At 57.5% G+C, this 25,002-nt stretch carries 24 protein-coding genes; 10 read left to right on the top strand and 14 right to left on the bottom strand.

Features of this window, described 5'->3' with window-relative positions; translation table 11 throughout:
* Window positions 1-19: 19 nt before the first annotated feature.
* Both ACA047_RS16935 and ACA047_RS16930 read right to left on the bottom strand, forming a co-directional pair.
* Window positions 20-1,867, bottom strand: a complete 1,848-nt coding sequence (locus ACA047_RS16935) for a pyruvate kinase (RefSeq protein WP_497351181.1) — start codon at window positions 1,865-1,867, stop codon at window positions 20-22.
* Between the two features lie 9 nt (window positions 1,868-1,876).
* Window positions 1,877-3,478, bottom strand: coding sequence for an inorganic phosphate transporter (locus ACA047_RS16930; RefSeq protein WP_497351179.1), 1,602 nt, complete (start codon window positions 3,476-3,478; stop codon window positions 1,877-1,879).
* A 235-nt stretch (window positions 3,479-3,713) separates the two neighbouring features.
* On the opposite strand from ACA047_RS16930, the gene ACA047_RS16925 reads away from it, so the two are divergent.
* Window positions 3,714-5,036 carry an APC family permease gene (locus ACA047_RS16925; protein ID WP_497360406.1) on the top strand — a complete coding sequence of 441 codons (1,323 nt, stop codon included), beginning with the start codon at window positions 3,714-3,716 and terminating at the stop codon, window positions 5,034-5,036.
* A 95-nt stretch (window positions 5,037-5,131) separates the two neighbouring features.
* Here ACA047_RS16925 and ACA047_RS16920 read toward each other — a convergent pair whose 3' ends face one another.
* The 8 genes from ACA047_RS16920 to ACA047_RS16885 all read right to left on the bottom strand — a co-directional run bounded on the left by ACA047_RS16920 (window position 5,132) and on the right by ACA047_RS16885 (window position 11,122).
* Entirely contained in the window at window positions 5,132-5,557 is a 426-nt protein-coding gene (locus tag ACA047_RS16920; RefSeq protein WP_497351177.1) for a potassium channel family protein, read from the bottom strand.
* Between the two features lie 97 nt (window positions 5,558-5,654).
* Window positions 5,655-6,302 carry a BON domain-containing protein gene (locus tag ACA047_RS16915; protein ID WP_497351175.1) on the bottom strand — a complete coding sequence of 216 codons (648 nt, stop codon included), beginning with the start codon at window positions 6,300-6,302 and terminating at the stop codon, window positions 5,655-5,657.
* A 301-nt stretch (window positions 6,303-6,603) separates the two neighbouring features.
* Complete coding sequence (locus tag ACA047_RS16910) at window positions 6,604-6,792, bottom strand: YgaP family membrane protein (protein ID WP_497351173.1); 189 nt, start codon at window positions 6,790-6,792, stop codon at window positions 6,604-6,606.
* Window positions 6,793-6,805: 13 nt separating this feature from the next.
* Complete coding sequence (locus tag ACA047_RS16905; protein ID WP_497351171.1) at window positions 6,806-7,225, bottom strand: DUF6691 family protein; 420 nt, start codon at window positions 7,223-7,225, stop codon at window positions 6,806-6,808.
* 2 nt (window positions 7,226-7,227) lie between these two features.
* Entirely contained in the window at window positions 7,228-7,662 is a 435-nt protein-coding gene (locus ACA047_RS16900) for a YeeE/YedE family protein (protein ID WP_497351169.1), read from the bottom strand.
* Between the two features lie 33 nt (window positions 7,663-7,695).
* A complete protein-coding gene (locus ACA047_RS16895) occupies window positions 7,696-8,499 on the bottom strand; it encodes a sulfite exporter TauE/SafE family protein (RefSeq protein WP_497351167.1) in 804 nt (267 codons plus the stop codon).
* Between the two features lie 28 nt (window positions 8,500-8,527).
* Window positions 8,528-10,198 (bottom strand): bifunctional protein tyrosine phosphatase family protein/NAD(P)/FAD-dependent oxidoreductase, encoded by a 1,671-nt coding sequence (locus tag ACA047_RS16890; RefSeq protein WP_497351165.1) that lies wholly within the window; start codon window positions 10,196-10,198, stop codon window positions 8,528-8,530.
* Between the two features lie 45 nt (window positions 10,199-10,243).
* On the bottom strand, window positions 10,244-11,122 hold the full coding sequence (locus tag ACA047_RS16885; RefSeq protein ID WP_497351163.1) for an MBL fold metallo-hydrolase: 879 nt from the start codon (window positions 11,120-11,122) through the stop codon (window positions 10,244-10,246).
* A 229-nt stretch (window positions 11,123-11,351) separates the two neighbouring features.
* On the opposite strand from ACA047_RS16885, the gene ACA047_RS16880 reads away from it, so the two are divergent.
* From ACA047_RS16880 to ACA047_RS16850, 7 genes are all read left to right on the top strand, one after another.
* Window positions 11,352-12,677 (top strand): sigma-54 interaction domain-containing protein, encoded by a 1,326-nt coding sequence (locus ACA047_RS16880; protein WP_497351161.1) that lies wholly within the window; start codon window positions 11,352-11,354, stop codon window positions 12,675-12,677.
* 146 nt (window positions 12,678-12,823) lie between these two features.
* Window positions 12,824-13,024 (top strand): cytochrome oxidase putative small subunit CydP, encoded by a 201-nt coding sequence (gene cydP, locus ACA047_RS16875; RefSeq protein WP_497351159.1) that lies wholly within the window; start codon window positions 12,824-12,826, stop codon window positions 13,022-13,024.
* A complete protein-coding gene (locus ACA047_RS16870) occupies window positions 13,021-14,592 on the top strand; it encodes a cytochrome ubiquinol oxidase subunit I (protein ID WP_497360404.1) in 1,572 nt (523 codons plus the stop codon). The genes cydP and ACA047_RS16870 overlap by 4 nt, the downstream gene beginning before the upstream one ends.
* Window positions 14,585-15,721, top strand: coding sequence for a cytochrome d ubiquinol oxidase subunit II (gene cydB, locus ACA047_RS16865; protein WP_497351157.1), 1,137 nt, complete (start codon window positions 14,585-14,587; stop codon window positions 15,719-15,721). The genes ACA047_RS16870 and cydB overlap by 8 nt, the downstream gene beginning before the upstream one ends.
* 22 nt (window positions 15,722-15,743) lie before the next feature.
* Window positions 15,744-15,866, top strand: coding sequence for a cytochrome bd-I oxidase subunit CydX (gene cydX, locus ACA047_RS16860; protein ID WP_497351155.1), 123 nt, complete (start codon window positions 15,744-15,746; stop codon window positions 15,864-15,866).
* Complete coding sequence (locus ACA047_RS16855; protein ID WP_497351153.1) at window positions 15,863-16,150, top strand: cyd operon YbgE family protein; 288 nt, start codon at window positions 15,863-15,865, stop codon at window positions 16,148-16,150. Before cydX ends, ACA047_RS16855 begins: the two co-directional genes overlap by 4 nt.
* A gap of 140 nt (window positions 16,151-16,290) precedes the next feature.
* Complete coding sequence (locus tag ACA047_RS16850; protein ID WP_497360402.1) at window positions 16,291-16,671, top strand: rhodanese-like domain-containing protein; 381 nt, start codon at window positions 16,291-16,293, stop codon at window positions 16,669-16,671.
* Window positions 16,672-16,726: 55 nt separating this feature from the next.
* Here the strand turns inward: ACA047_RS16850 and ACA047_RS16845 are convergent, their stop codons facing one another.
* The 4 genes from ACA047_RS16845 to ACA047_RS16830 are packed head-to-tail and all read right to left on the bottom strand — an operon-like array spanning window position 16,727 to window position 22,091.
* The gene (locus tag ACA047_RS16845) at window positions 16,727-17,644 is read right to left on the bottom strand and encodes a c-type cytochrome (RefSeq protein WP_497351151.1); all 918 of its coding nucleotides are present in this window, start codon (window positions 17,642-17,644) and stop codon (window positions 16,727-16,729) included.
* A 10-nt stretch (window positions 17,645-17,654) separates the two neighbouring features.
* Window positions 17,655-18,290, bottom strand: a complete 636-nt coding sequence (locus ACA047_RS16840) for a c-type cytochrome (RefSeq protein WP_497351149.1) — start codon at window positions 18,288-18,290, stop codon at window positions 17,655-17,657.
* Window positions 18,291-18,344: 54 nt separating this feature from the next.
* Complete coding sequence (locus ACA047_RS16835; RefSeq protein WP_497351147.1) at window positions 18,345-21,122, bottom strand: cation-transporting P-type ATPase; 2,778 nt, start codon at window positions 21,120-21,122, stop codon at window positions 18,345-18,347.
* 45 nt (window positions 21,123-21,167) lie between these two features.
* Window positions 21,168-22,091 (bottom strand): universal stress protein, encoded by a 924-nt coding sequence (locus ACA047_RS16830; protein ID WP_497351145.1) that lies wholly within the window; start codon window positions 22,089-22,091, stop codon window positions 21,168-21,170.
* A 257-nt stretch (window positions 22,092-22,348) separates the two neighbouring features.
* Here ACA047_RS16830 and ACA047_RS16825 point away from each other — a divergent pair, with 257 nt between their 5' ends.
* Window positions 22,349-23,422: an NAD(P)-dependent alcohol dehydrogenase gene (locus ACA047_RS16825; protein ID WP_497351143.1), complete on the top strand. Its 1,074-nt coding sequence runs from the start codon at window positions 22,349-22,351 to the stop codon at window positions 23,420-23,422.
* A gap of 306 nt (window positions 23,423-23,728) precedes the next feature.
* Entirely contained in the window at window positions 23,729-24,973 is a 1,245-nt protein-coding gene (locus ACA047_RS16820; protein WP_497351141.1) for an MgtC/SapB family protein, read from the top strand.
* Window positions 24,974-25,002 lie beyond the last annotated feature (29 nt).

Raw genomic sequence — 25,002 nt, 5'->3', positions numbered from 1 at the left:
GAGGCCCTGAGTCGGCGAATTACTGATCGGGCAATGTGGCCACACGCAACTTCTTCATCAAGTCGCGTTTCTTGTCGTGATGCTGTTGCATCCGCTTGAGTATGTCGTCGAGCGTGGTAATGGCTTTGAGGATGTGAGGGCCTTTATTGAGCATCACGCACTCGGCGCGCACACCCATCGCGGCATCGGTGATTTCCGCTCGGGTGGGTGCTCCGGTCTTGGCCAGCGTCTCGAGAACCTGGGTTGCCCAGATCACCGGAACGTGAGCCGCTTCGCACAGACACAGCATTTCCTCTTGCAGCTCCGCCGTCCGTTCGAACCCGGTTTCGACCGCCAGGTCACCGCGAGCAATCATCACGCCCAACCGTGGTACCTGCATGCCCGCGAGCAGCAATTCTGGAAGATTCTCGAAGCCACGACGGGTTTCGATTTTCAACACCACACCCAGGTGGTGTGCATGCAGGCGGTTGAGCTGGGCCAGCAACGCTCTGACATCTTCAGCCTGATTCACGAACGACATTTCGACGATATCAGCATGCTCTGCGGCAAACGCCAGTGCCTGTAAATCGTCGGCTGAGAGCGCGTCGAACTTGAGATCGGTGGAGGGGAGGTTGATCCCTTTGTCAGCTTTGAGCTTCGCCCCATTTGGGGCATGGTGGATCTTGATGAGCAGTGTGTCGTCGGAACCGGACACGACGACGCCACCGATTTTGCCATCATCAAACCAGATGGGGTCGCCATTGGCCGCGTTGAATACCGCCGCCGCGCTGCAGCTTATTTGGGCCGGCGAGATCAGCTCCCCGTTTTCATCGAAACGGGCGGGTTGGCCCTCCTGTTCACCCAGGGTCAGCTTCAGCAGGTCGCCCTCATTGAGTTTGATCGAGCAAGGCTCAAGGGGCGTAGCGATGACCGTGGCCGAAGATTTTCGGCCACGGGAGGTTTTCACTTTCAGAACGGTGCCAGGGACAATGTAGGCGGTTTTGTGCAACTCGACCCAGCCCCCGTCATCATCAATTTCAATGACTTTCAGCTTGCGCTTGGCGTCGCGCGCGTCCCTGAATTTCAACACGTCGCCGACCTGAAGTTCCTTGAGCCATTTTTTTGGGACCTGCAGCCATTTGTCGCCACCGACCGGACGGGAAGTCAGGTACACCCTGGCTGGCGTCTGGACTTTCCCCAAGGCATTGCGGGCTGGCCGGACCTTCATCACGGCGAGTGCCGCCGTAGGCCCCGTGCGCAGCTTCGGCCCGGCGAGGTCCATGACCACTTGGCAAGGCTCACCCAATGTGTGGCTGGCACGGCGAAGGTGCTCGATCATTTTCAACCAGACTTCAGGGCCGTCATGTGCGCAATTGATCCGTTGGCAATTCATGCCTGCGGCGAGCATTCGCTCCACCATGATGTAGTCGTCGGCAGCCTCGGTCGGCATGGTGACCATAACCCGAATGGTCCTGTCCCGTGGCTGATCACCGAACAGCGCAAGACCGTGATCTTGCAATGAAGAGGTGCCAGCGATTGGATCATCCTCCACAGGTGAGCAATCAATGTCCTCGGTGGCCGATATCAGGCGTTGCAGCACGTCGATGACTCGATTTACCGAGCCCAGTACATTTCGTTCGCATCGTCCGAGCGAGGACAGGCCAAGCTCAGCCAGTTGGGTCTGCAAAAGTCGGATGTCGTGCTGTCTCAGCGCCAGGTAGCTGAGAAGATTCATTGCGCTGGCGCGATAGCTTTCATGAATGTGCGATAGATCAACCCCGGTGTTCGCAGCGCTGTGCATTCTTCTACGCAGGAACAGCAAGGTTTTCAGCGCCGATTGCAGCGCACTGTTATCGACAGTGACAATTGACGTTCGCAGGGGCTTCATGGCGCGCACTCAAAATATGGCGTGGAAGAGCGTATACAGGCCGGCGGACAACAGCATGGCCGCCGGCAAGGTGAACACCCAGGCGAGCAACAGGTTTCGCACCGTCGCCATTTGGATGCCGCTGCCATTCGCCGCCATTGCCCCGGCGACGCCCGAGGACAAAACGTGCGTCGTCGAAACGGGCAGTCCGAACGCATCGGCAGCGCCAATGGTCGCCATGGTCACGATCTCGGCGCTAGCGCCTTGGGCGTAGGTCAGGTGGCTTTTGCCAATTCTCTCTCCTACGGTGACCACGATACGTCGCCATCCAACCAGCGTTCCGAGGCCCAGGGCAATGGCCACCGCAACTTTCACCCAGAACGGGATGAATCGTGTGGCTTCGTCTATCTGCCGTTTGAATTCGTTGAGGTTCTCGCGGGTATCCGGCGGGAAATCCAGCAGCTTTTGCTGGTTCATCAACCGGATGCTTTCAGACGTGAGGAACATGTCGTTACGCACATTGTTCATGGCCTGCGATGGCACGTTGTTCAAGGTGCCGTAGCTACGAACTTCCTTGGCGATCAGGTCAACCACACCGGTCAAGGCCGGCACCAAATCCGGAGGTGCTTCGCGGCTGCGCACATATTCAAGCAGGACCGCGCGCGGATCAGCGGGAGAGGGCGCCGGTACAGCCTTGGCCAACCCATCGTGGGTCACTTGAGCCACGGCGACGAATTGGGTGGTCTGAGTCACCGGTACGGCGCGATTGAGGGCATAAGCCATGGGCAATGTGCCCACCAGGATCAACATGATCAGGCCCATGCCTTTCTGCCCGTCATTAGAGCCGTGAGCGAACGAAACGCCGCTGCACGTGAGAATCAGCAGGCCTCGAATCCAGGCCGGAGGCGGTTGATTGTTAACGGGCTCTTGATAAAGCTCTTTCTGTTTGACCAACAGACGCATCAGTAGCAACAAGCCGGCGGCGCAAACGAACCCTACCAGCGGCGAAATCAATAGCGCATACCCGACTTTGGTGACCTGCGACCAATCAACGCCTTGCAAGCCTGAGCGCCCGTCGAGCCAGGCGCTCGCGATGCCGACACCGAGGATGGAACCGATCAATGTGTGAGAAGAGGACGCCGGTAATCCCATCCACCAGGTGCCGAGGTTCCAGATGATGGCGGCGATCAGCAGGGCGTAAATCATCACGAAGCCGTTGCTGGAGCCCACCTGCAGAATCATGTCCACCGGCAGCAAGGCAATGACGGCGAACGCCACGGCACCACTGGAGAGCAGCACGCCGGTGAAATTACACAGCCCCGACCAGACCACCGCAACATTGGCCGGCAAGGAGTGGGTATAGATGACCGTCGCGACCGCGTTGGCCGTGTCATGAAAGCCGTTAACGAATTCGAAACCGAGGGCAATCATCAGGGCCAATGCCAACAGGCCATACGGCAGCCATGTGGTGACAACGGCGCCAGCCTCATCGACATCCTGGAAGACCCCCCAGGCGCTGAATGTAAGCCCGCCCACCAGCGCTACGGCAAACAGTAATAGAGTAAGCGGGCCCATGCGGTGGTCGAGGCGAGGGTGGATAGCCGCTGGCGTAGTGTGAAGGGAATGTTCCATATACACCTCAAGTTGGCCCGAACCTTCAGGCTAGAACTTGCAGATGACAGTTTTCCTACACCCTCTCGGCGCAGCGACGTATAGCTGTCTGGGGTGACGAGCGGCGCGGCACACGCCGAGGCAACATGACTGAACTTTCGTCTGGCAAATATTTCCACTGCTCAGAGAGTCATGCAGCTGCCTGGCGTTACGCGAGGTGTTCAGTAAACGTATGTCCGTTGCCAAGAGCCAGAACATGAATGTGACGCCGCCCCAATCCAGGACCACATTGCGACGTGCCGTAACGGGACCGATGCTGTTTCTTTTCATTCTTGGCGATGTGCTCGGCGCGGGCGTTTATGCGCTTGCCGGGACGATAGCCGGGGAAGTCGGCGGCGCAATCTGGGTGCCGTTATTGGTCGCCTTATTTTTCGCAATGCTGACGGCCGGTTCGTATGCCGAGCTGGTCACGAAGTATCCCCATGCGGGTGCGGCTTCGGTGTTCGCTGAGAAGGCGTTCAAGTCACCGCTCATTTCCTTCCTGGTCGGCTTTTCCATGCTTGCGGCAGCTGTCACAAGCGCTGCCGGCCTTTCGCTGGCCTTCGCAGGGGATTACCTTGCAGCCTTTGTTCATGTCTCACCCCACGTCGCTGCGTTGGTTTTTTTGGTGGCGATAGCGCTCTTGAATGCCCGGGGAATAGAAGAATCCCTGCGGGCGAATTTAGTGATGACGGTCATAGAGCTGTCAGGCCTGATTTTGGTCATCGTTGCCGCTGCCTGGTTCTTCAGATCAGGGCATGCAGACCTGGGGAACGCCTTGCAATTCAAGCCCGGGATCAGCCCGGTGCTGGCGGTGTTGGGAGCGGCGTTGCTGGCTTTCTATTCGTTTGTTGGCTTTGAAACCTCCGCCAATCTCGCCGAAGAAATACGAGACGTGCGACACGTCTATCCGCGTGCCCTGTTCGCGGCGTTGCTGACCGCTGGCATTGTTTACATGACCGTTGGCGTGGCGGCTTCATCGGTGTTGCCTATGGAGAAACTGGTCGCGACTTCGGCACCGTTACTTGAGGTCGTTCGGGCGTCGGGGTTGAGCGTTCCACCTCGCGTGTTTGCCTTCATAGCCCTCATAGCGGTTGCTAACGGAGCGCTTCTGACCATGATCATGGCCAGTCGGCTCACCTATGGGATGGCGTGCCTGGGGCTATTGCCAGACTCTCTGGCGAAGGTATTGCCCACGAGGCGCACACCGTGGGTCGCGATCATCGCCACCACGCTCGTATCAATCGCGTTGACGCTGACCGGCACCCTCGCCACATTGGCCGAGACAGTCGTTCTACTGCTGCTGTTCGTATTTCTGAGCACCAATCTGGCGGTACTGGTGTTAAGGCGTGACACGGTTGTGGAAGACCATTTCCGGGTACCGACCTGGGTACCGGTTCTGGCTATCGTGTCGTGCTTGATCTTGCTTAGCCAACAGAGCCTGGAAACCTGGCTTCGCGGCGCAGCCTTGCTCTTTGTGGGTGTGTTGCTCTATGCCTGCACTCGGATGGCCATGCCTACGGCAATAAAGCCAAGTTAGACGGTTGCCTTGGGTCAGGAAGTCTTTATCAAGGCCGTTCTCCTGCAAGACCCACGATTGGCTAATGTTCTGGGTGCACGGGCTGCGCAGAGGATTTACTTGTGACTCCAGTACTTTTGCATTTCCAGAAACAGAAACGATGCCGTCCAACTGATAAGTACCAGGCCGGTCAGTGCCTGCACGCCGGTGAGGTATTTAAGGTTGCCCACCGGAGAAATGTCACCGAAGCCGATGGTCGTGTAAGTGGTGAAGGAAAAGTACGCACAGTCCATCAGCGAACCATCGAAGTTACCCGTCAGGGTTCCCCATTCGCCGGAGCGTGCCAGCAGGTAATAAACTATCGCGAAGCACCAGACCTCCATGGCGTGCGCCATCAGCGCACCGAATACCCCGACAACAATTCGAAATCGCCTCCAAATCTTGAGTTGGGGCAGCCAGTCATTCAGACGTAGCAGGCATTCGTAGTGGATCACCACAACGATGATTACCACCAGTGTATTAATCAGTGTGACGATGAGCATGGCTAACCTTTGGCAGGGCGGGTAGATGGCGATCCTATCTAAAGGACGTCAAATAAGTCGATCAATACCGCAGCGTGCCAGGCCCCGGAGCACTGACTCAGGCAAGCAGTAGATGATTGTTCACCTCCTTGACGCCCGGTACTGACCAGGCCGCTCGTTCCGCTATCTTACGCTGACGCCATAGATGTACCTTGCCTTCGAGCCTCACCACATCGCCTTCGACCTTGACGTGAATACTATCGGCATCCACTTCGGCACTGCGTTTGAGTGACTTTTCAATGCGACGCTGGATATCGCCGGCGTTCGCCCGGGGACGGAGGGTGAGCCGATTGTCCACGCCGACCACACCGGACAGCTTGCGTACGGCCTTTTCCACGGTTTCTTTCTGATACTGCCAGTCCACCACGCCCTCCAGGGTAATCCAACCGGTTTGCACGATGACTTTGATGTCGCCTTCGGGTACGTCGCAGCTCCAGTTGATGATGTTCAAGGCGCGGCTCGCAATGGTGTCGTCTGCCGTGCCGGCGCCTTTCTCCAGTCGGACCTGGACTTCTTCGGCTACGGCGCGCACCCCCTTGATGCTTTTGACTGCGTGCTCAGCGCTGATTTTCTGGGCGTAGCTGCTGACGTGACCAAAGAGGGTGACAACGCCGTTGTCCACGGTCACTCCAATATTGGTGGCGTCGATTTCAGGCAGGAATTGGAGTTCATCCAAAATCATGTTTCGCAAGCTCAAGTCGTTCATGACGATAGCCTCTGACTGATTCGGTATAGATGACGGACCGAGAGTGCACGGTCAGTGTTTTCTACGCCTGCGTGCCGGAAAATCATTGAGCTACATCAACAATGCTTCTATATGAGCTATTCGCCGCGTCGCTGCGCTTTCCAGCGCTCGGTTGCACGCTTAATGACAACGTCTAACGGGCCAGAGTGAGTGGGTCATGGCGGCGAACCTTGGATCGAGGCTGGAGGGGAATCCATGGAGTGGCTCCAATGTCTGCGTCTAACGTCATGAGCCCCTCCAAAAAAACAGCGCAGTCACCACCTCAGTACCGTTTGCACGTCCTGATGCCCAACAAGGTATAGACCGGGCAGAAACGAAACAGGCCAGTTGCCAACGGCACCAGGCCGATCCAGCCCCACAAGCCGATCACGCCGGTCAGGCTCAGGGCAATGAGAACAAGCCCCGCGGCAATACGCAGGCTACGATCAATTGTTCCGATATTGGCTTTCATGCTGATCTCCCGATCAATGGCTGCGCCGAGTCTGCAGCGCAGTGAACAACAACATGCCAGCCAACATGGCCAGCATGAACACGATGACTTGCCAGTGTCCGCTCAGCAGGATTGCCACTGCGGGACCAGGACAGATGCCCGCTATTCCCCAGCCGATGCCAAACACCAGGCTGCCGACGATCAAGCGTGGGTCCAGCTCGCGCTTGGTCGGTAATTGCATCGGGCTTCCCAGCAGTGAACGGGACTGCTGGCGTGCCCAGGTAAGTGGGCCAATGGCTATGCCAATCGCCCCGATCATCACTAAGGCCAGGGAAGGGTCCCAGGCACCGGTCAAATCCAGGAAGGCCAGTACTTTTTTCGGGTTGGCCATACCCGCCAGGAGCAGGCCGAAGCCGAACAGCAGGCCGGCAATGAATGCAGTCAGTTTGAGCATGTTCAACCCCCCAGCCCATGACGCAGGACAAACACCGTCGCGAAACCGCTGAACATGAAACACGCCGTGGCGACCATCGAGCGCGGTGAAAGACGCGATATACCGCACACCCCATGACCACTCGTGCAGCCCGAACCGTAGCGTGTGCCAATGCCCACCAATAGGCCTGCGGCGACAAGACCTGGCCAGCCACTCTGGAACTCGATCTGCGGCACGATGGCAAACAAGCCCCATAAAAGCGGTGCGACAAGCAGCCCCAGAAGAAACAGGGCCTTCTCACTCACGCCCTCGCCACCACGCTCCAGGAGGCTGCCGATCAGGCCGCTGATGCCGGCGATACGCCCATTGGCAACGACGAACAGGCTGGCAGCCAGGCCGATCAAGGCACCGCCTGCAAGGGATGACCATGGTGTGAAGTTGAGCCAGTCAACACTCATGAAATTTCTCCGATACAAAAGGGTGAAGTTCAATCAGCTAAATGCTTTTACAAGCAGGGCCACTGCAACCAGCGCAGATAGAATGGCAAACCCTTTTTGTAAGTGTGGCTCCGACAGCCTTGCAGCGACCAGACGCCCGCCGAGCATGCCGATGAGTGCTCCAAGGGAAAACGGAACAGCAATCGCCCATTGCAGATGCCCCGCTGCCGAACTCGCTACAACCCCGGAAATCGAAACCAGTGCAATAACGGTTAGCGACGTCGCAAGCACCGACTGTGTTGTCAGATTGGTGTATCGCTGGAGTGCCGGCACCATCACAAAGCCGCCGCCCACACCGAGTAAACCGGAAAGCCCACCCGCGACTATGCCGGACATTGTGAGCGCCCATGCACAGGGGGCGGTCCAATTCAGCTTGCCGCGGTTTTCATCCAATACACAGGGCGGTGGTTTGTGCGGGGCCGATGCCTTTGATTGAGCAGAAGAGGGCAATGATTTTTGAAAGGCCCGGTATGCCACGTACATCAGCAAAAGGGCAAACATGATTGTCAACGGACGGTTCGGTGTGCGCTGGGCCAACCAAAGGCCAAGTGGGGAGCAGACGATCCCCGCGCCCGCAGTCAGAAGTGCGGCCTTATAGCGTACGGTGCCGTTTCTGAGGCCCATCACGGCACCCAGGGTGGCGGCTAAACCCACCGCGAGTAAACCGATCGGACCTGCTTGGGCCATGTTCAATCCCACGCCAAACACCAGCAATGGAACAGCCAGTATGCCTCCACCAGCGCCGGTCAACGCCAGAATCACACCCACGGTGAACCCGAGCAGCAAGGCTGCGATCATCTCAGTCTCCTTGCTGGGTGGTCTGATTTCATAAGTCCGCCATCTCTGGTTTCGCCAACCACTCATGACCCCTGAGCATTCCCTTCCAATACAGCGGTGGAAGAATCCGCTCTTTGAGCAGCCACGCCAGCCTCGATGGCCGGGTACCGTCAATCAGCCAGGACGGAAAACTGGGAGCGACCTTACCGCCATAGGTGAATTCCGCCAGTACGATCTTGCCCCGTTCAACGGTCAGCGGGCAGGATCCGTAACCGTCGTAATGGGCACTGCCTTTGGTTTTACCCATTGCCAGCAGCACGTTATGGGCAACCACGGGCGCCTGTTTACGCGCTGCTGCAGCGGTTTTGGCGTTGCTGGAATTGGTAGCGTCACCGAGTGCGTGAATATTCGCCCAGGTTTTATGACGCAGGGTGTCAGGGTCGACATCAATCCAGCCAGCCGCATCGGCGAGGGGGCTGACGCGGATGAAATCGGGCGCAACCTGTGGGGGCACCACATGCAGCAGGTCGAAGTCGTGAGTCACCAGGTGGGCACTGCCATCGGCTTTAACGCAACTGAAGGTGGCCGTCTGCGCGGGCCCATCAACGCGGGTCAGCGTGCTGCCGAAATTCAGGTCTATGCCATAGGCCCTGATGTATTCCATCAGGGCCGGCACGTAGTCGGGAACACCGAACAGCACTGCTGCGGCGCTGCAGAAGTCGATCTCGATATGGCTGAGTACCCCTTCACGTTTCCAGTGGTCAGCAGACATATACATCGCTTTTTGAGGGGCTCCAGCACATTTAATCGGCATGGGCGGTTGTGTAAATATGGCTCGGCCACTGCGCAGTTGCTGTACCTGTTCCCAGGTATAGGGCGCGAGGTGATACAGGTAGTTTGAAGTTACGCCATTGCGCCCCAGGGTTTCCGATAAGCCTTCAATGGCATGCCAATCGAGTTTGAGGCCAGGACACACCACTAACTGTTCGTACCGCACGACTCTGCATCCATCGAGAATGACGGCATTTCTTTCGGGTTCGAAAGCGGCTACGGCGGCTTTGATCCAATGCACGCCGCGAGGAATGGTTTTGCCCATTGTGTGGGCAGTCTGGGGGGCCTCGAAAACGCCGCAGCCGACAAGCGTCCAGCCCGGCTGGTAGTAGTGAACATCTGCCGGGTCGATAATGGCAATGTCGAGTCCAGGCTCGCGTGCCAATAAACTCGATGCCGTCGCAATACCCGCCGCGCCGCCACCGATAATGACCACGGCATGCTCGGCCTCGGCCACTTCAACAGGCGTACGTCCGTTATTGGCAATCCGGCGAATGACCCCCTTCATGTCGAACCCGGCCTTCTTGGCGGTTTCAACGATCTGTGGCAAGGGCTGGTGGCTCGCTTGTGACAGCGCCCACATCGTGGTCGAGCGCATGCCGGAACGGCAATACGCCAACACCGGTTTTGGAAGCGATTCAAATAATTTACCGAAGGCAACGCCTTGCTCGTCGGTGACCTTGCCTGATTCAGCGGGAAGGTAGTGCGCTTCAATGCCCATCGCCTGAGCCACACGTTTGATTTCGGCAAACAACGGTTGATCGCTGCCTTCGCCATCCGGGCGGTTACACACGATGGCGCGAAAGCCGGTGTTTTTCAGTTCAACCAATTGGCTGGGAAAAACCTGTTCTGATACCGATAAGCCTGGCGCAAGGTGGCGGATGTCCATAATGGTCTCCGTGATGGATATTTTTCTTATTGGGGGAGGGGGACGTCAGAGCACATCGAGCGGGATCTTCAAGTAGCGCGTGCCGTTCGATTCAGGCTCGGGAAAGTGTCCGGCGCGCATGTTGACCTGCACCGATGGCAGGATCAGCGTCGGCATCTCCATCGATGCATCACGCTTGGTGCGCATCGCCACGAATTCTTCCTCACTGATGCCGTTACGGACATGGACATTGTCGGCGCGTTGCTCGGCCACGGTGCTGGCGAACTGCACCTCGCGCTCTCCAGGCTGGTAATCGTGGCAGGTGTAAAGGACGGTGTCGGCCGGCAGACTCAGCACCTTGTTGATGGATTGGAACAATGTGCGGGCGTCGCCACCGGGGAAATCACAACGAGCGGTGCCGTAGTCAGGCATGAACAAAGTGTCGCCGATGAATGCAGCCGTTTCCTTGCCATTGCTGATGACATAGGTCATGCAAGCGGGTGTGTGGCCCGGAGTATGGAGTGCGTGGCATTGCAGCGTACCAATGGCAAAAGCTTCTTCATTCACGAACAGGTGATCGAACTGACTACCATCGCGGGCCATGTCGCTACCGGTGTTGAACAACGTGCCAAAGACTTCTTGCACGGTGGCTATCCGGCTACCTATCCCAATTTTGCCGCCGAGCTTTTCCTTAAGGTACGGCGCGGCTGTGAGGTGGTCGGCATGGACATGGGTTTCAAGAATCCATTCGACCTTCGCGTCCAGCTCGGCCACTCTGGCCATTAACTTGTCGGCCGTCGCCGTCGCAGTACGGCCTGACTTAGGGTCGTAATCCAGTACGCTGTCCACGAGTGCGCAGTGGCGGGTCGTTTCATCCAGCACAAGATAGCTGACAGTATGGGTGGCAGGATCAAAGAATCCTTCGACGTGCAGTGTTACGGTCATGATCGGTCTCCTTGGGCCCTAGCCGACCCGCTCGAAGAACTGGTATAGCAATAAGTTTGCCATGCCTTCGTTAAACAAGAGTCTATGTTTAACCATATGATTTAATTAATTTTTTATTGGGTTTCTGGTTTTGAGTTTTTTACCGCTCCTACAAAATGACTGCCATTGGCAGTGTTTGTTGGCATAGTGGCAGCGTCACCTTAGTCTGGATGGATTCACAGGAGCCACGATGGCCAATATCCTGCCGACCCCGCATAACACGCTTCCGCATCCGGACCAGGTGCAGTCACTGGTTTCGTTTCTTGAGCACGAGCCTCAGCCGATGATTGTGCTCGATCCCGATTACAACATCCTGGCGGCCAACACGGCTTACCTGCGTCAGTTCGGCAGCGCCGATAAACCTTTTATTGGCCATAAGTGCTATCGGGTTTCCCATCACTACGATGTCCCTTGCGATCAGGCGGGAGAGCATTGCCCGATGAAAAAGGCGAGGGAAATGCGCGGCCCGGACCGGGTCTTGCACATTCACCACACGCCCCGCGGCCCTGAACACGTCGATGTTGAACTGCGTCCGATCCTGGATGAACACGGCGACATCACCGCTTATGTGGAGCGTCTTACCCAGGTGCGCAGCGCATCAGCGCGGCCTAGCAATGAGGGGCTGGTGGGCAGTTCTCCCGCGTTCAACCAGGCCCTGTCGCAATTGCAGCGGGTAGCGCCATCCATGTTGCCGGTATTGCTGCTGGGAGAGTCCGGCACGGGCAAGGAATTGTTCGCTCGCGCCGTACATGAAACCAGTGATCGGGCCACTGGACCCTTCGTGGTCGTTGATTGCTCTGGCTTGACCGAAACGTTGTTCGAGAGCGAGCTGTTCGGCCATGAGAAGGGGGCGTTCACGGGCGCCACCATGCGCAAGCCCGGCCTGGTTGAAACGGCCCAGGGCGGTACGCTGTTTCTTGATGAGATTGGCGACGTTCCGCTGGCCATGCAGGTGAAACTGCTGCGGCTGATTGAATCTGGCACGTATCGCCGTGTCGGCAGCGTAGAGACCCTGCACGCGAATTTCAGGTTGGTTGCTGCCACTCACAAACCATTGGAAAAAATGATGGAGAAGGGTGAGTTCAGGCAAGACTTGTACTACCGCATCAGTGTATTTCCCATTCACTTACCTCCCTTGCGCAACCGTATTGAAGACATCGGATTGCTGGTGAATTCGTTTCTGCAACGTTCCGGTACGGGCAAGCGCCGGCTGACGATCGACGCCGATGCCCTGATGCAATTGCAGCGGTTTTCCTGGCCGGGCAATATCCGTGAGCTACGCAATGTTCTGGAAAGAGCCAGTCTGTTCGCGGATGACGGCGTTATTCACTCCGTGCATTTGCCCCTGGCCCCCACCGCAATCTCTCCCCGGATCGCTACTGCGGTTTCTTTCGACAGCGGCACACTGGCCCAGGTGCTGGCCACTTTTAAAGGTACCCGCAGCGAACTGGCCAAACACCTGGGCATTAGCGAACGCACTTTGTACAGGCGCCTGAAAGAACAAGGTTTGGCTTAGTCATCCGTTGCATCACCCACGGCTGCCACTGCCTGCCGCCCTGGCAGGTTGGCAGCGTGTTGATCTGCCAAGACATCCAGCGCTTTAGGTGGATAACTCTTAAGTAACTGTTATGTAACGATTAAAACAAGGTATCGCCTCTTGGCATGACGCGTGCTAATGGCATCGTCATGACTATTTCCGATAAACGACTGCGACGCCAATTGCTCACAGCAGTGCTGATCAAGCTGATCGTGCTGACAGCACTGTGGTGGCTGTTCATCCGGGATTCGCGCGTCAGCGTCGACTCGAACACCATCGGCGACAGGTTCGGTGTACCCATCTCGGCTCAAGGGGCAAGCAAGTGATCTCAGAACAACTGGTGGACTTGTCACGGCTGCAATTTGCAGCCACTGCGCTTTACCACTTTCTTTTTGTCCCCCTCACCGTGGGCATGGTGTGGCTGCTGGTCATCATGGAAAGCGTCTATGTGATGACAGGTAATGTCATCTGGAAAGACATGACGCGCTTTTGGGGCAAGCTGTTCGGCATCAACTTCGCCTTGGGCGTGACCACGGGGATTACCCTGGAATTTCAGTTCGGTACCAACTGGGCGTACTACTCGCACTATGTCGGCGATATCTTCGGCGCCCCGCTGGCGATAGAGGGCCTGATGGCGTTTTTCCTCGAATCGACCATGATCGGGCTGTTCTTTTTTGGGTGGGATCGTCTGAAGAGACAGCATCACTTGCTGGTCACGTTGCTGATGGCGATTGGAACCAACCTGTCGGCGCTGTGGATATTGATCGCCAATGGGTGGATGCAAAACCCGGTGGGTTCAGAGTTCAGCTACATCACCATGCGCATGGAAATGGTCGACTTCTGGACGGTGGTTTTCAACCCGGTTGCGCAGGCCAAGTTTGTGCACACCGTCTCGGCGGGTTACGTCACTGGCTCGATGTTTGTGCTGTCGATTTCCAGTTGGTATTTGCTCAAAAATCGTGATGTCGAGTTTGCCAAACGCAGCTTCCGGGTGGCGGCAGCGTTCGGCCTGGCGTCTGTGCTGAGCGTGATTGTGCTGGGTGATGAGTCCGGTTACACGGTGGGTGAAGCGCAGCAGACCAAGCTGGCTGCCATGGAAGCCATGTGGGAAACAAAGCCTGCGCCGGCTAGCCTGACGTTGATCGCGAGCATTAATGAAGCCGAGTCCAGAAATAACTGGGAAGTCGAGGTGCCATGGTTGATGGGCCTGATTGGTACCCGCTCAGTCAGCAAACAGATTCCAGGTATCCATGACATCAAGGAAAAGAACCGGGCTCGCATCATCCGCGGTATTACCGCAGTCAATGCGCTGGAAACACTGAGGGCCAATCGTACCGATCCGGCAGCGCTCAAGACGTTCGAAGAATATAAAGCTGATCTGGGTTTCGGCCTGCTGCTGAAACGGTACGTCCAGGACGTCAACCAGGCCACGCCGGCCATTATAGAGAGGGCCGTAAACGATAGCGTACCGCGCGTGACCCCCATGTTTTGGGCGTTTCGGATCATGGTAGGCCTTGGTTTTACCATGCTTGTGCTTTTCGGGCTCGCCTTCTGGAGCACCTTGAAGTCGACCTGCACGCAGCGCCGTTGGTTGCTGCGTTGGGCGCTCTACATGCTGCCTGCGCCATGGATCGCATGTGAACTGGGTTGGTTCGTCGCCGAATACGGCCGCCAGCCCTGGACGATCTACGGGGTGCTGCCGACCCACATGAGCGTATCCACGCTCAGCGTCAACAATCTGTATGGCTCGCTGGCCGGGTTCATCGTTTTCTACACCGTGCTGCTGGTGGTGGAAATGTTCCTGATGGTTAAGTTCGCCCGTCAAGGTCCCGGCAGCCTCGGCACAGGCCGTTATGCTCACGACGCCCATTTGAAGGAACTCAGTCATGTTTGATTACTTCACCCTGAAAATTATCTGGTGGGCGCTGGTCGGTGTCCTGCTGATTGGCTTCGCCATTATGGATGGCCACGATATGGGCGTCGGCACGCTGCTGCCGTTTGTTGGCCGCAATGACTTGGAGCGGCGCGTCGTCATCAACACCGTTGGGCCGCATTGGGATGGGAACCAGGTTTGGTTCATCACCGCCGGCGGCGCATTGTTCGCGGCTTGGCCCGTGGTGTATGCCACCGCGTTCAGTGGATTCTACTGGGCGATGATTCTGGTTCTCTGGGCGTTGTTCTTCCGCCCGGTGGGCTTTGACTATCGCAGCAAGATTCACAACGCCACTTGGCGTAGCACATGGGATTGGGGGCTTTTCGTGGGCGGGGCTGTGCCACCGTTGGTGTTCGGAATTGCGTTTGGCAACCTGCTGCAAGGTGTACCGTTCCACTTCAACGAGTATCTAGTGTCAACGTATACCGGCAGCTTCTGGCAACTGCTGAATCCTTTCGCGCTTCTCACCGGCGTTGTGAGCAGTGCAATGATCACATTGCAGGGCGGCGCTTATCTGGCACATCGCACTGAGGGTGTTATCCAGTCCCGGGCAATAAAAGGTGCGGTGGGCGCTGCGATCGTGCTGGTGTGTTCATTCATCGTTGCCGGCATCTGGCTGCAATGGATTGACGGCTATCGCATTACGTCGCTCGTTGATACCGGCGGGTTGCCTGACATTCTCAGCAAATCGGTGGTGCGCGAAGCGGGGGCCTGGATGGCTAACTATGGCCATTATCCTTTGCTGTGGCTGCTGCCCGCGCTTGGATTGGGTGGGGCGGCGGGTGCCGCCATGTTGTTGATGATGCGCCATACACTTTCAGCATTTGTCGCGTCATCGTTTGCGGTGATCGGTGTCATCAGCACGGCAGGCGTATCAATGTTTCCATTCGTCATGCCGTCATCAACGATGCCCGCGGCGAGTCTCACCGTGTGGGACAGCGTCTCCAGTCATCTAAGCCTGGCCATCATGTTTTGGGCCACGTTGATCTTCATGCCACTGATTGTGATTTATACCTCATGGGCGTATCGCGTCATGCGCGGTAAGGTCACTGTTGCACAGATCAAAGCCAACGAACATTCAGCCTACTAGTGCCGGCAGAGGAGTAGAGAATATGTGGTATTTCGCCTGGATGCTGGGCGTCGGTTTTGCATTGCTGCTGGCGATATTGAATGCAATGTGGGGCGAGAACGAAGCGGGTCGAGCCTTGAATGACAATGACGAGGCGCCGCTATGACGCCGCAACTCTCCAATGTCCAACCGTCTTCACGCATTCATGTGCTGAGTTTGATTATCGCAGTAGCCATCATGCTCGCCTGCACGCTTTACCCTCCCATTATGGCAACGCCCGATGGGAAAGCTGATCATGCGCTGGCTAGCGCATTGTTCGCTGCGATGAGCGTGGCTTTTGTGAGAGGTGTGGGTTTCGTGCCGCGGATGCAGGTCTGGCGGTGGCTGTTTTCACGCTGGACCTGCTTGGCGGCACTGGCGCTTGCTGGTTGGCTGAAGTTTCTGCATTGAAGGCTGAGGACGTGACAGAGCGCTCGAGTATCCAACATAAGAACAGTGTCCGCTCTATTTAAATGAGCCGCCCTGTCTTCGATACGCGTTGATGAGGGCTGCTCGACCTCGACCATAACGGGAGTCTGCAAAGTATCATGATAAAAACTGCCCATGATCTAGTCGTTGACGCCAGAGCACTGATCGAAGAAGTCGCCATTGAAGACGCCGATCAGGCTATCCAGGATGCAGATGTACTTATTGATGTGCGTGAAGCGGATGAGTATGCGGCTGGCCATCTCGCCGGGGCGATACATGCATCGCGCGGCATGCTGGAGTTTAAGTTGACTCACGACAGCGCGCTCAATTCCCGTGACCTGAACATTGTGCTGTATTGCAAGACAAGTGGTCGTGCGGCACTGGCCGCGGCCTCACTGCTCAATATGGGCTACCTGCATGTGAAGTCGATCGCTGGTGGATTTGACGCCTGGGTCAGCGCAAAAAAGCCGATTGCAGGCCCGCCTCTACCAGCTTTCGATTAACACCTTTAGGTGCGCCACATTGATCGAAGCCATGGGCAACGTCTGTTAGACGGAATCATTCAGTTCCTTGGCCAATTATTACGTCGTTCACTTTTTGCCCATAGAGATTGACGCCATCATTGGCGTGGAATTTTAATCGGGTCTGTTCGACAGAGCCGGCAATCATCCTTGGGTCTTTCGGGCGTTCGTGGCTGTTCATATAGGCTGCAACGTGCCATGCCTCATCGGCGGAAAGCGTTCCACCTTTACCTAAGGGCATATTTGATTGTATGAAGCCGGCTGCGGTATTGATTCGATGCATCCCCGCACCCCAGTTGAATGAATCTTTACCCCACAAGGGTGGAAACACGTAGTCACCCCCTGCCTTCTGGCCTTCACCTTCATGTCCGTGGCACACGGAGCACTGTGCATCGTAGATGGTTTTTCCCTTGGCGAGATCGAAACCTTTGGCAGGCTCAGGAACCTCAGGGTAAGAACGTCCAGGTAGCTCTTGCCCTGTAGGTGCCCCCGTGGCGAGCCAGTATGAATATGCCGTAAGAGCGGCGATGACTTGGCTGTCAGCGGGTGGTGCTTTTCCGTTCATACTGAACTGGAAGCATCCTTGTAAGCGCTCAGCGTAGGTATTGACCTTGTCGTTCTTTTTTCGATAGGCCGGGTACATTGTGTAAGCCCCCCGAAGAGGGGCAGAGTCGGCTTTTCTTCCCTGCTCTAAATGGCAGTTGGTGCAATTCAATCCGTTCCCTACGAACTCGGATGCGTTGGCTTTGGTATCGACAAAAATCGCGTGTCCTTGCTGGACTAATCGACCATAAGCGTTGTCAGGCAGCGTGTCCTCCGCAGGAGGAAGAAATGGGGGGGGCTGATGTTGAGTCGTATTTGGACTTTTGGTTGTTGCTGATGTGCCTACGATTTCAGCGGCGCAGACCATCGATATCATGTTGAAACTCATAAGTGCAGCGATGAACGATTTCATGGCTAGGCCTCTATTTACTGAGTTCAGCAAAATATTGGGAAACGGCCTCGACCTCGGTATCGGTGAGCGAGCGCGCAATGTGGCCCATGAGATCGTCTGGATCATTTGTTCGGGTTTTTTGCCGCCAGGCATTCAATTGCGATGTGAGGTACTGAGCTGACTGACCCGAAAGGGGCGGAAAAGCGGCACCGACACCGATGCCAATTGGACCATGGCACGCTACGCACTCGGGAATGTTTCGCTCCCATGCACCTCTTAATGCCAGGATTTCCCCCGGTCCTTTCGCTGGGTTCGCACGATTCACAGGCTTTACTGCAGGGCTTGGCATCTTCGCAAGCATGACTGCCAGGGCTTTAGACTCGTCTTCGCTCAATGCCTGAGCGATTGGAAGCATGATTGGACTGCCCCTGGAGCCTGAGCGGAAATCGTTGATCTGCTTCGTGAGGTAATCAGCAGGTAGGCCTGCAAGCCTTGGGAAACCTGGCAAAGGCATCCCTGAACCGTCCGCACCGTGACAAGTTGAACAGGCTATGGCCGCTGGATTAGACCCGCCTTGGGTGAATATTTTTTGTGCGTCTGCTGCAAAAGCGGATGTCGCCAATGCCCCGGATAAAGTACAGACTAAAGCCCATCGAGAAATGTCCATCGGCTAGCCTCGTAAGTAATGTGGTTAAGACTCCCCGCGGGCATTGGCCAGTAATTAATGATCAAGCTCGCCATCCCCCAATGAGGGCGTAGCGCTCTTCGATTCAGATAACCGCAGTCGAATCTGTTTTTCAATTTCGATAATGGCAAACAGAGCAACGCCAACCCCTATGATCAGTAATCCATCCATGAAGGGGATTGCTTGCGTAGCAAACACTTTTTGCAGGGGCGGTGCATACGTGATTGCTAACTGAGCGCAGGTCACCACGGCGACGGTCATCCACACCACTTTTGTCCCTCGAACGGCCTTCCAGGTCAGCGACGTGCCGTAGAGATTGCGTATGAAGAACAAGTGGAATATTTCCATCACGACCAACGTATTGACCGCAATGGTGCGGGCCAACTCCACTGAGTAACCTCGGTCGAGCGCATACGAAAAAATGCCGTAGACACCGCAGAGAAAGAGAATGGAAACAAGCACCATATGCCAGATCAACGCGCCGCTTATCAGCGGCTCGTGCCTTGAACGCGGAGGCCTGCGCATGGTGTTTTCTTCGGTCGGTTCGAACGCCAGCGCGATACCCAGTGTTATGGCGGTAATCAGATTGATCCACAAGATCTGTATCGCTGTCACTGGCAGCGTAAAGCCAAACAGCAGCGCGACAATGATGGTCATTGTCTCGCCCGCGTTGGTCGGCAAGGTCCAGCTCAGCACTTTCTTGATGTTGTCGTAGACCGTCCGCCCTTCACGCACAGCGGCCACGATGGAGGCGAAATTGTCATCTGCCAACACCAAGTCCGCGGCCTCTTTCGCCGCTTCACTGCCTTTGCCACCCATGGCGATCCCAGCGTCTGCGCGTTTTAGCGCTGGCGCGTCGTTGACGCCATCGCCGGTCATCGCCACGGTCATGCCGTTCGACTGCAGCAACATCACCAGCCTGAGCTTATGCTCGGGGCTGGTACGGGCGAAAATGTTCACGTCCTTCAGGGTTTCTTTGAGTGTTGCATCGTTCATGGTGTCCAGATCAATGCCAGTCAGTACCTTGTCCGGATTTTTCAGGCCGATTTGATAACCGATGGCGGAAGCGGTGCCGGAGTGATCCCCGGTGATCATTTTCACCGTAATACCTGCCGCCTGACATTGCTGAACTGCCTGGATCGTCTCTGGGCGAGGCGGGTCAATCATTCCTACCAAGCCCAGCAAGGTTAACGTCCCTTGCACGTCAGCAAATTCCAGAATGGAGTGCTCGGGCTGTACTGACCTGACGGCAAACGCCAACACCCGTTGGCCTTTGCTGGCGATGGTATTGGCCTGCCTGTGCCAATAATTAGTATCGAGCCGCTCAGTTTCTCCAGCGTTGCCACGCTGTTGCGTGCACATGGCGAGAATCTGCTCAGGCGCGCCTTTGACATAAATAGAGGCTTGTCGGTCATGGTTGTGATGCAGAGTCGCCATGAAGCGGTGTTTAGCGTCAAACGGAATGGCATCGGTGCGCGCCCAGGTGCCTCGCTCTTCTTCGCCATTGATTCCGGCTTTTGCGCAAAACACCAGCAATGCGCCCTCCATCGGATCCCCTTCGACCTTCCATGCGTCCTCGTGCTGCCTCAACATTGCATCATTGCAGAGACTGGCCGCGCGTCCCAGTTCGGCTAAGGTCGGGTGATTGGATGTGTCGATCAACTGATCGGCAAGGTTCATGTTGCCCGTGGGCTGATATCCCGCACCATCGACCGTGAAGGTGAGATCGCTGGTGACGACTGAGGCCACCATCATCTCGTTGCGGGTGAGGGTGCCCGTCTTGTCCGTGCAAATGACCGATACCGAACCCAGCGTTTCGATGGCCGGCAGGCGACGAACGATGGCATTGCGCCGGGCCATCGCCCGGACCCCGACCGCCAGTGTAATGGTGAGTACGGCGGGCAACCCTTCCGGTATGGCAGCGACCGACATGCCCACCACGACCATGAATATCTCGGTGAATACGTAATGCCCGACGAAATGACCGTAAACGAGTAGCAGGCCGGCGATCAGCAGAATCAATATCGTCAGCCACCGCGCAAAGACGTTCATTTGCTGTACCAGTGGAGTAGTTAATGTCTCTACTCCCGATAGCAGATTGCTGATGCGCCCGATCTCGGCTGATGTTGCGGTGGCAACAACGACCCCTGTTGCTTGTCCGCACGTCACGAGGGTGCCACTGAATGCCATGCAGGCACGATCACCCAGGGCGGCTTCGATGCGTACCGGTTCGGTATGTTTTTCTGCGGGTGCGGATTCTCCGGTAAGAATCGCTTCGTGTATCTGAAGTCTGTTGGCGTGCAGCAGGCGTAGATCAGCGGGGACTTTGTCGCCGGCCTCCAGCAAAACGATATCGCCTGGTACCAGTTCCTCGCCTGCAACGCTCAAGCGTTCACCCGAGCGAATCACCGCGGCACGTGGTGCCAGCATTTGCCGGATGGCGTCCATGGCTTTTTCCGCTTTGCCTTCCTGGACGTAGCCAATGATGGCGTTTGCCACAACCACCGCAAGAATGACCACCGTATCCCACAGGTGTTGCAGTATCGCGGTAATTGCAGCAGAACCTAGAAGCACATAAATCAGGATGTTGTGAAACTGCAGCAAGAATCGCAGCCATGCTGGACGCCGGGCTGATTCCGGCAGGCGATTGAAGCCTGTGCGCTCAAGCCGGGCTTGAACGTCGACCACGTTCAGCCCGACATGCTCATTGACCTCTAGCAGGTTCAACACCCGCTCTGCAGGCTGCGTGTACCACGCCACGGCATCTGTGGTATTCGGATTTTGCTCCGTTGATGCGTTGCTCGGTCGATTCATCAAGCCGTGTTCCTGTGCGCACGCAGCGGTGGTTTTTACACGCCCTCAGCCGACCTGCTGTGGCGCGATCACCCACAGGCTGCATGGCATCTTGTACAGCAGACTCTCCACGGTACTGCCAATCAGTTTGTCCAGGCCACCGTAGTGCACTCGGCCCATGACAATGACATCTATGTCATAGGATGCCGCGTAGCTGGCGAGTACCTTGGCGGGGTCGCCCATGATCATGCGCCGTTGTTCCGGGGCGATGCCGTTGCGTTCGGCCAGTGCGTCGAAGGCAGCACCCTGAGATTCGTAGAGCTGTCGGGACAGGGCAGAGGAGAAGAACACTGATCCATTGCCGAACCCGTATTCGGCGGCCGTGATGGACGACAAGTCATACGCATAAACGACTTCCAGCGTTGCGTCACAGGCGGCCGCCAGTTTGTTGGCTTCGCTCAGGATTCGGTCGTTGAGACCATCGTAGCGCCCGTCCTGATGAAACGGGTCGACGGCGGCCAGAATTTTGCGCGGGCGCGCATGGGTGAGCTTGTTGACGAAGTGCAGCGGCACTTCGCATTGGTGCAGCAGATGCACATCCAGCGGTGTGAACATCAGGCGCGTGAGCCAGGATTGATGCTCCACCGTCTTGATCAGCGCATCCATGGGCTGCTCTTTGAGGTGGATCAGAATTTCCTGCAACGGCCTCTCGACCCACGTCACTTCTGTCGTGACTTCGATGCCGAGCTTGCGCAGTGGCCTGGCCTGTTCCTCCAGCCATTGCCGATGGCGTTCAATGTAGCCGATGCGCATCTGTTCCAGTGCCTGTTCATTGACCAGGCCGGCCGTGGCCAGGCCTTCCAGGTAGTCGAAAGCGACAATATGCAGCGCGGCGCCTTCGGCCTTGGCCAGCGCGGCCGCCCGGTCGAAGGCCGGGCTGTGTTCCATCAAGGGTGAGACGACCAGCATCAAGCGTGATTGTGTAGACATGACGAACCTCCCGAGCGTGGACGTGTGGGGCACCGGGCGACCCTTCGCGCGGCGTGGCGTCTGGGAGCGATGATGTTCTCCCTCGGCCCCGGTAACTTGATCTGCATCAAACTCATTCCAAAAGCGTTTCATCGGGCGCAGACGGGCGCGGGCAATCGCGCAATGATTGATCATGATCAAGCTCCCCGGCACAAGAGCGGAGCAGGCTCGGGTTGCACCCTTGAATTCACGCGCATCAGGCAACCGGAGCATTGGTCATGGCCAAGATGAAAGCCGCGATTTTCGTGGAGAAGAATCGAATTGTGCTGGAAGACAAACCCATCCCCGAGGTCGGGCCGCTGGATGCGCTGGTGCGCATTACCACCACGACCATCTGTGGCACCGACGTGCACATTTTGCGCGGCGAATATCCGGTGGCCAAAGGTCTGACGATCGGCCATGAGCCGGTGGGCATCATCGAACGGCTGGGTTCCCAGGTGCGCGGTTTCGTCGAAGGGCAACGGGTGATTGCCGGCGCCATCACCCCCAGTGGGCAGAGCTATGCTTGTCTGTGTGGCTGCGGCTCTCAGGACGGTGCGGACACTCGCCACGGGTTTCGTGCCATCGGTGGCTGGAAATTCGGCAACACCATTGATGGCTGCCAGGCCGAGTACGTGCTGGTGCCCGATGCGCTGGCCAACCTCTGCCCGATTCCTGACGGCCTCAGCGACGAGCAGGTGCTGATGTGCCCCGACATCATGTCCACCGGGTTTTCCGGCGCGGAGCGCGGTGAGGTGAACATCGGCGATACGGTCGCTGTGTTTGCCTTGGGGCCTATCGGTTTGTGTGCGGTGGCCGGCGCCCGGCTCAAGGGGGCGAGCACCATCATCGGTGTCGATGCGGTGGCCGAACGCATGAACGTGGCCCGGGGACTGGGGGCCACTCATGTGGTCAATTTCAAGGACGGTGACGTGGTGGAGCAGATCATGACGTTGACCGACGGACGCGGTGTGGACGTCGCGATTGAAGCCCTCGGTACCCAGGGCACTTTCGAGTCGGCGCTGCGGGTGTTGCGCCCCGGTGGTCGCCTGTCGAGCCTGGGCGTCTATTCCAGCGACCTGACAATCCCCCTCAATGCCTTCGCCGCCGGCCTGGGGGACTACAGTATCGTCACCACGCTTTGCCCTGGCGGCAAGGAGCGCATGCGCCGGCTGTTGGCGGTGGTGGATAGCGGCGCCGTGGATTTGTCGCCACTGGTGACCCATCACTTCAAGCTTGACGACATTGAAGCGGCTTACGACTTGTTCGCCCACCAGCGAGACGGGGTGATGAAAGTGGCTATCACGCCTTGATGAGCGCCTGACTAACAGTGATCGGTTGTTCAATCAGGCCGCCATTGGGCGGCGGGAGGGTGATCATGATGATTTGGATAGAAGAGCAGATGATAGGGCCCCGCTGGGTGGTGCGCCTGGGCGCCTGCCGGGCGGAGTTCAGGTGCCTTGATGACGCCCAGGCATTCACAAGGACATTGCAGGCCCGAATCGAGGCGCCTCATGCCTGGCCGACGGGAAACGCACCCCTGCGACCGGGAACGGCGGATGTCGCTCGAGTGACGCGCCAACGAAGGTCCGATCAAGTCTCTCCATAGAACCGCCGTCATGACCGAAACCCTGGGTTTTACCAATGCTGCCGCTGCGCTGGGAATAGGCCTGCTGGTGGGGCTTGAGCGCGAGCGGCGCAAAGGCGAGGGCGACAGGCGCGACTTCGCCGGCTTGCGCACCTTTGCCATCATTTCTCTGCTGGGGTATGTCACGGTCCAGGCCGGCGGCCCTTTATTGCTGGGGTTTGTTGCGCTTGCGCTGGGCGCATTGGTCACGATGGCGTATTGGAAAAGCCTCGACAAAGACCCCGGCATTACCAGCGAAGTGGCTTTGTTCGCGGTGTTGGCATTGGGTGCGCTCTGCGTGAGCGCCCCGGCGCTGGCGACAGCGATTGGCGTGGTGATGGCCGGGCTGCTGGCCAGCCGCCAGACGCTGCACCACTTTGCCCGCAATCAATTGACCGCTACCGAGATGCGCGATGGCCTGGTGCTGTTGATCGCTGCGCTGGTGGTGCTGCCCCTGGCGCCGGATCGTTTCCTCGGGCCTTACAATGCGATCAACCTGCGCACCATTTGTACCCTGACCGTCATGCTGATGGCTGTGGGGGCGCTGGGGCACATCGCGGTCCGCACCCTCGGCACGCGCTACGGTTACGCCCTTAGCGCGATTGCCTCAGGGTTTGCCTCCGCCACGGTGACCGTCGCGACCATGGGGCACATCGCCGCGAAACAGCCGATAGATCTCAAGGCGCTGAGCGCCGCCGCTATGTTGTCCAACTTGGCGACGGTGGCTCAGATGGGCCTGATCCTCGGGACTGTGGAACCGGGGCTGTTGCGTTGGATGTGGGGGCCGTTGTTGTGCGGGATGCTGATGACATTGCTCTACGCTGGCGCGCTGATGTTTCCCCGGCCCAGGGTGCGAGCCGATGAGCCCATCAAGGATGGCGGGGCGTTCAGCCTGAAACTGGCGTTGACGGTGGTCCTGGCAATGACCGGTATCACCGTGTTGTCGTCGGCGATGCTCGATGGATTCGGGCAGACCGGTGTGATCGTGACCGCGATTTTCAGTGGGCTGGCCGACGCCCATGCCTCGACAGCCTCCATCGCCTCCCTGGCGAAAGCCGGGCTGCTGCCTTTCGACGGCGTCGCGGTGCCGGTCCTGATGGCACTGAGCAGCAACTCCCTGAGTAAATGCGTGGTGGCGTGGCTCAGCGGTGGGCGGGGGTTCGCCGGGTACGTCATTCCCGGACAGGTGCTGGTGACGCTGGCGATGTGGGCCGGGGTCCTGGTCCCGCGGTTTTAAGGGGGGCGAACAGCGGCCCACTTGATGAA

This window comes from Pseudomonas sp. LBUM1664 (assembly GCF_059695895.1).
The sequence above is the reverse complement of the archived record's forward strand: the minus strand, read 5'-3'. Positions and strand labels throughout refer to the sequence as shown.

Coding starts and splice junctions, on each gene's coding strand:
- ACA047_RS16915 (WP_497351175.1), bottom strand. CDS start 6,302: ATGAACGACTTGAGCTTGCGAAACATGATTTTGGATGAACTCCAATTC.
- cydX (WP_497351155.1), top strand. CDS start 15,744: ATGTGGTATTTCGCCTGGATGCTGGGCGTCGGTTTTGCATTGCTGCTG.
- ACA047_RS16885 (WP_497351163.1), bottom strand. CDS start 11,122: ATGACCGTAACACTGCACGTCGAAGGATTCTTTGATCCTGCCACCCAT.
- ACA047_RS16935 (WP_497351181.1), bottom strand. CDS start 1,867: ATGAAGCCCCTGCGAACGTCAATTGTCACTGTCGATAACAGTGCGCTG.
- ACA047_RS16820 (WP_497351141.1), top strand. CDS start 23,729: ATGACCGAAACCCTGGGTTTTACCAATGCTGCCGCTGCGCTGGGAATA.
- ACA047_RS16890 (WP_497351165.1), bottom strand. CDS start 10,198: ATGGACATCCGCCACCTTGCGCCAGGCTTATCGGTATCAGAACAGGTT.
- ACA047_RS16900 (WP_497351169.1), bottom strand. CDS start 7,662: ATGAGTGTTGACTGGCTCAACTTCACACCATGGTCATCCCTTGCAGGC.
- ACA047_RS16845 (WP_497351151.1), bottom strand. CDS start 17,644: ATGAAATCGTTCATCGCTGCACTTATGAGTTTCAACATGATATCGATG.
- cydB (WP_497351157.1), top strand. CDS start 14,585: ATGTTTGATTACTTCACCCTGAAAATTATCTGGTGGGCGCTGGTCGGT.
- ACA047_RS16895 (WP_497351167.1), bottom strand. CDS start 8,499: ATGATCGCAGCCTTGCTGCTCGGGTTCACCGTGGGTGTGATTCTGGCG.
- ACA047_RS16930 (WP_497351179.1), bottom strand. CDS start 3,478: ATGGAACATTCCCTTCACACTACGCCAGCGGCTATCCACCCTCGCCTC.
- ACA047_RS16925 (WP_497360406.1), top strand. CDS start 3,714: ATGAATGTGACGCCGCCCCAATCCAGGACCACATTGCGACGTGCCGTA.
- ACA047_RS16855 (WP_497351153.1), top strand. CDS start 15,863: ATGACGCCGCAACTCTCCAATGTCCAACCGTCTTCACGCATTCATGTG.
- cydP (WP_497351159.1), top strand. CDS start 12,824: ATGACGCGTGCTAATGGCATCGTCATGACTATTTCCGATAAACGACTG.
- ACA047_RS16835 (WP_497351147.1), bottom strand. CDS start 21,122: ATGAATCGACCGAGCAACGCATCAACGGAGCAAAATCCGAATACCACA.
- ACA047_RS16905 (WP_497351171.1), bottom strand. CDS start 7,225: ATGCTCAAACTGACTGCATTCATTGCCGGCCTGCTGTTCGGCTTCGGC.
- ACA047_RS16920 (WP_497351177.1), bottom strand. CDS start 5,557: ATGCTCATCGTCACACTGATTAATACACTGGTGGTAATCATCGTTGTG.
- ACA047_RS16825 (WP_497351143.1), top strand. CDS start 22,349: ATGGCCAAGATGAAAGCCGCGATTTTCGTGGAGAAGAATCGAATTGTG.
- ACA047_RS16840 (WP_497351149.1), bottom strand. CDS start 18,290: ATGGACATTTCTCGATGGGCTTTAGTCTGTACTTTATCCGGGGCATTG.
- ACA047_RS16910 (WP_497351173.1), bottom strand. CDS start 6,792: ATGAAAGCCAATATCGGAACAATTGATCGTAGCCTGCGTATTGCCGCG.
- ACA047_RS16830 (WP_497351145.1), bottom strand. CDS start 22,091: ATGTCTACACAATCACGCTTGATGCTGGTCGTCTCACCCTTGATGGAA.
- ACA047_RS16880 (WP_497351161.1), top strand. CDS start 11,352: ATGGCCAATATCCTGCCGACCCCGCATAACACGCTTCCGCATCCGGAC.